This is a genomic window from Vibrio nigripulchritudo ATCC 27043, from assembly GCF_000222685.1.
In the GTDB taxonomy this organism is placed as follows: domain Bacteria; phylum Pseudomonadota; class Gammaproteobacteria; order Enterobacterales; family Vibrionaceae; genus Vibrio; species Vibrio nigripulchritudo.
On the sequence record NZ_AFWJ01000129.1, the window covers coordinates 1 to 5,579 of the forward strand.

Below are 5,579 nucleotides of genomic sequence, written 5' to 3' on the forward strand. Positions count from 1 at the left end.
ACACTAAAGGTCGCCGCTGAAAAACACCCAGATGATCCGTCCCTGCACCACATGTATCTGGAGAAACTGCTGAGTTACGGGGTTTGGGATACATTCAATCCGCTCTTTGAGATCAAAAGTCATGTGCTTGATGAAATCGACCGTCAACGATTACTGGCGGCGAAAGAGTCCCGTTTGGGCAATAACCTGAAAGCCATTAAGTTGTATGCGAAGGTCTCGGAAAACCCAGCCAGCTCTGTGGAAGATCTCGAAAATTACCTGAACATCCTTAAACGTACAGGTATGGTTCAAGAAGCCGATCAAGTGCTAGAAAGAAGGCTGGAAGAAAGCCCGGATAGTGCCGCTTTGCTTTGGAGCTATTCTCACCTGCACTCTCTGGAAGAGAAGCGAATTGACGCTTTGAAACAACTGCTGGAGAAATTTCCAAACGACTATGATGCGATGTGCAAACTGGCAGAGCATTATCTGGATCAAGAGGATTACAGCAGTGCCAAACCGTTACTAGACAAACTGGAAGAGGCTCAGCCTAATTCGACCAATGTCTGGGTTCAGATCGCTCGTTATCACTCCATTCATTCTGAGTGGACCGAAGCGCAGCGAGCGGCATGCAATGCTTATCAGCTCAACCCAAATCACGATCTGGTAACCACTTCCATGGTCAGAAGCCACATCGGACCTAAAGATCGATTACGCGCTTTTGCATTTATGATTGATGTACTCAAAAAATCCGGTGATATTTCTGATGCGATCTGGAATTTCTGGTCGTACGCCGATGGCTGGCTACCACTGGATCAAATGCGCAGTTTCTGTGAAGAGATGCTGGAATTACACAGCGATACTTGGTCGGTGTGGGTGCTAAGAGTGTTGCAGCACAAATCGGAAAATGAACTGGATGAGGCGCTTGTCCTTGCTCAGCAATGCTGTGACAAATTCTCTTTGATTCCCCGTGTTTTTTACGAAAAAGCCGAATTGCATTTACTCAAGCAAGATAAAGCGGCGGCGGCAGAAGCGTTTGAAACTGCTCTGACTCTTGCACCCGGCTGGTCGACGGTTGCCAAGGCGTATTATGATCTACTCGAAGAACAAGGAGAGGCGAAGCGCGGGCTGGCGATTCTTGAAAAATGTAAATCCCACAACCCCAATGACGAATCTCTGTATGGCTATATTGGTTACTGCTACAAAGAGTTTGGGCGTGACGAAAGGGCTATCGAACTGATCGAGCAGGCACTCCACATTGATGTGGATTATTTATGGGCTTGGCGAGCGTTGCGAAACTGGACGCAAAATGGCGAGCGTTTCCATAACCTGCTTAATGCTAAAAAAGTGGAGATGAGCGACAGACCAGAGATCTTTTTGGTCGAGTCTCAGCTGGTTGATAGCTATGAAGAGAAAAAAGCCTGTTTGGAAAAAGCGCTGGCGCTGTCCCCAACCTACATCCACTGCCACATTCACTATATTGACCTGCTTATCGAGCATCGTGAGGACTCCCTAGCGTTAGAGCAGATAGATGCACCAATCTGGCAGGGTACACCGCCGATCACTATTGCCATTAAGCGTGCAGAGATTTTTGCTCGCTGGGGTGACATGGGGCAGGCAATGAAATCTCTGTCGGATCTGTTGTCTGATAACCCAAGATTTGTCGAGGCGTGGAAGTTAAAGCTCGACTGGGCAAAAGCGCTGAACAGCCGATCAGAGATGTTGGAAAGCGTAGAGGCGCTGGTGAAACTGTGCCCTCATGATCCTGAAATTTTAATTCAGTGTGCGCGTGGTTATGAGGAGCTGGACAGTGGCAAATACGAAGGAGACATTCTTCAGCTGTTTGAAAATGCGTACAGTATTGCGCCTTCTAACGCTGATGCCGCATTTTCACTGCTTGATTTCTACCTACAGTTAAGCTGGTTAGAGAAAGCCCAACACCAGTTAACGGAAATGGAGCGCTTTCACGAGTCGCCCTGGCTGGACGTTCGCCGGATTGAAATCGATCTGCGTTACGACTTGCACGAATCCGTCTTAGCTCGCTATGAGCTCTTATTAATGTGTGGCGAAGATACGGAATGGTTATACGCCTATTCACTCCATATTACTGAACAGAAAGATAACCACCTGTACCGCAAGCTAATGATCATGACCAAAGTGAACCTGAGTGATGATCGGCTGGATCCGGCAGCGGCATCATCTTGGGCTGAAAAAGAAGTTCAGGAGAAATTTGGTCTCGATACAGTGAAAGAAGTGCTTCGAGAAAGCGAAGTGTCTGATGCCGTATGGAAAGCCATTTCACGGGAATATCTAAGCGGTGTCACTAAACAGAATCAGTATCCAGATGATGCTTTTTGGCAGAAATATGATCGGCTAACAGAACAGTTCCCAGACATGGTAGATGCGAGGTGTTTAGCTCTGTTCCTGTTAGAGCGTCGGTATGAGCTCGTAACCTATATGAGCAAAGCAGATAAGTTCGATAACCCCAATGTATCGGCAGCTTCATATTATTATCTGGCGACAACCAGTGCAGAAATCAAAAACTATGATGTTGCAAAGCGAGCCGTTGAAACTGGTCTACAACGTTCCCCAGACAACAGTTTTGATCGCCTGTGTTTATGGAGACTGAACTTTGCGATGCGAGACCATCAGCCGGTCTATCTCGCCGATTTGGAACGAGTGAACCCGGACAGGTTGTCGGAAGAGGAGAAAACCATACTCCGTTTGCTTAAGATAGCAGCGCATTGCTACGAAAAAACAGAGCAAGGTCAGCCGCTAAGTGGTAGCGATACAAAACACGCGAACTACCTGAATATTCAGACTGGATCTGAGCAAGATGCCAAAAAAGCGTTAATAAAATACGTTATCCAACTTAAACAGCTGACAGGTATCGCGGCGTTATATGAAAAATTCAAGCTAGGTTTGAAAATTAAGTAGTCTGAAACCGAGTGGTCGTGATAACTCACAGTCACCCGGGGGAGTCTGACCGTTTATTCCCAACGATGAGTGGTCAATCACACTTTTCGCTAGTTGACTGATTGCATTGAAATATTTCCATTCCAGCTCAGGTCTGTCTACGGTAATTCATAAATTTAGTACTCGCTGTAGTACAGAACTTACGGTAAGTTTGTATTTGGTAGGTACATTCGTTACCGCTATTCGTATCTACAGCCAATTATAAATAAAGGGAATATTATGCAATCTGCTCTCTATAAGCGTGCAGTTATTATCGCTGTTATTGTCGGAACCATCCTCAATTTAATCAACCAGTACGATGCTCTGTTTGGCTCAAAAGAGTTTAATGTGATTAAAGCGCTTCTCACGTACTGTGTTCCATTCATTGTCTCTATTGTGAGCAGTCAAATTACTCTTAAGTCGGTGGCTAAAAACATGGTTGCACCTGAATGCCCAGAAGATACAGCCGGTTTGGTGTGTCGTGACACTTTGTCTGGAGCAAGAGAGAAAGTGCAGTCAATGCGTAGTAACGCAGGAAACGTGAATCAGGCTTCTAAAAAACGTCTGGCGTTCGCAGAAGCTGTGGTGGATCAAGCTCATGAAGTGACGACTGGGTCGTGTGAGTTGGCAAAATTGGCGGAAGTCTCGCAGGAACAGATCCACAGTGTTCATGACAACTTTAACCTGATGAACAAGCGCCAGACAGAGTTTATGACGGAATTCTCGCAAGCTTCGGACTGGGCTGCGAACTTAAAACAATCTATAGACAACCTGAGCCATCAGTTTTCTCAGATCGAAAACATGGCGTCGTCCATTACGTCTCTGTCAGATAAGACAAACTTACTTGCATTGAACGCATCGATTGAAGCGGCACGAGCTGGTGAATTTGGTCGTGGATTTGCCGTTGTAGCGGAAGAAGTAAAAGGGCTGGCGAATAAGTCAGGTGAAGATGCTCAGCAAATCAACGCACTCATGGGAGAGCTGAGTTCAACCAGCACAAGGCTTGCGGACGATGCCAGATTGTTTGCTGAGTCTATGTCTAAAATGCAGGAAAATACCAGCCAGGAAGAAGCGGAGCAGGTGGCTGTTGCCATCGATCAGATTCGTTCTGCTGCATCGGATGTCCATGGACGAGCTCAGTGGCAAATTGCTGAGATGGAAAAGGTGGCTGGGAAGGTTCAGCAACTGGCTGAAGATGCCAAAGCCGCAGTGGAAGGTTCCGCCAATAATATGCAACTCAGCGAAGGGTTGATTCAGGACCTCCAGCACGTTGTGAAAGCGTCTTAAAAAATTTCTGTCAGTTATTTGAAATGGGCTGCGCTATGACGCAGCCTTTTGTTTGCCTGTAGAGTTGCCAGTTTTTCACGATTCCATTAAAGTTAATTCTAATTAAGATTCTTAACCTTAAGTAAAATAATGGATAAAGTGGACACCATCCTGCGACAGTGGCGGGAACAACGACCTGATCTTGACCCCTCTTCTATGGCTATTCTTGGTCGTATCAGCCAGCTTAGAGATCATATTGCGCCTAAGCTCAACAAAACGTTCTCGGAATTTGGTCTGAACTCTGGTGAATTTGATGTGTTGATGACCTTGCGCCGTTCTGGCGACCCTTACACCCTTTGTCCACATAACCTCCTTCAATCTATGATGCTAACGTCTGGTGCAATGACCAATCGTATCGATAAGCTGGAATCCAAAGGGTTGGTAGTGCGCAGCGCAGATCCTAATGACAGACGTGGCGTGCAAGTATCTCTTACCGAAGAAGGGCTGGCACTTGCTAATAAAGCGGTGGAAGCGCACATAGAAAACAGTGAAACGATTCTGACAGGGTTAGATAAAGAAGAGCGAGACGCGCTGGCGATATTGCTCAGTAAGCTACTGGCTTCTCAGGAAAAAGAAGATTAAGAAAAGGCGACCAATGGTCGCCTTTTTGATCGTTTTGTGCCAGTTGTTGGCTCTCGATTCTTAGAATGGCTGGCAACGTGGGCAGTTTGGTGGCGGAGTTGGCGTGCCCGGAACATGTACGTAACCCAGAGACAAGCCATCGGAGTATTTGCCGTCAGACAAAGTCACAGAAACGCTATTCACGCCGGGGTTTGCTGGTACAACACTGATGACTTTAGAGCCACTTAGGCTACTTAAGCTGTAGGTTTTTGAAGCTGTTCGACCATACAAATCATCCCTGACGCGAATGGTCAGTCGGGCATTAACGCTGGCATCTTTTGCAGCAGTCGAGTATTTATCGACCAAATACTGAATGTTCGCTTTTACACTACCGGAAGACTGGTAAGCGTTACCTTGAATGATACGAGGTTTTTTCTGTACCCATACTCCTTCTGCGGAACACATTCCACTGGCTCTGTTTATCCAAACTAACCCGTATCCATACGTATTAGAGAACTTCATATTGTGGTAAGAGTTCGCATCCCAGTTGGATTTATCTTTCCCAACGTAGCCAAATTCTGAGTTGTTAAAAACGCACATATGCCAAGCGATCAAACAGATTGCCTTTTGCTCGGAATACTTCGTTTTGGGCGACGTGTTTTGGCACTTCCACGCGTAAGTAGTCGAACGAGTTAAACAAGTTAAGAAGTGCCTCAAAAAAAGTCCTGATACTCTTGCTGGTTCTCTTGGTAGTTTGGGTC

At 46.3% G+C, this 5,579-nt stretch carries 4 protein-coding genes; 3 read left to right on the forward strand and 1 reads right to left on the reverse strand.

Features of this window, described 5'->3' with window-relative positions:
* From RH89_RS12445 to RH89_RS12455, 3 genes are all read left to right on the forward strand, one after another.
* A partial coding sequence (locus RH89_RS12445; protein ID WP_004402230.1) for a tetratricopeptide repeat protein occupies nt 1-2,913 on the forward strand: 2,913 nt, incomplete at its 5' end.
* Nucleotides 2,914-3,171: 258 nt separating this feature from the next.
* Nucleotides 3,172-4,218 (forward strand): nitrate/nitrite transporter NrtS, encoded by a 1,047-nt coding sequence (gene nrtS / locus RH89_RS12450; protein WP_004402242.1) that lies wholly within the window; start codon nt 3,172-3,174, stop codon nt 4,216-4,218.
* Nucleotides 4,219-4,347: 129 nt separating this feature from the next.
* Nucleotides 4,348-4,839 (forward strand): MarR family winged helix-turn-helix transcriptional regulator, encoded by a 492-nt coding sequence (locus tag RH89_RS12455; RefSeq protein WP_004402244.1) that lies wholly within the window; start codon nt 4,348-4,350, stop codon nt 4,837-4,839.
* A 60-nt stretch (nt 4,840-4,899) separates the two neighbouring features.
* Here the strand turns inward: RH89_RS12455 and RH89_RS12460 are convergent, their stop codons facing one another.
* The gene (locus tag RH89_RS12460; RefSeq protein WP_139063276.1) at nt 4,900-5,433 is read right to left on the reverse strand and encodes a hypothetical protein; all 534 of its coding nucleotides are present in this window, start codon (nt 5,431-5,433) and stop codon (nt 4,900-4,902) included.
* Between the last annotated feature and the right edge of the window lie 146 nt (nt 5,434-5,579).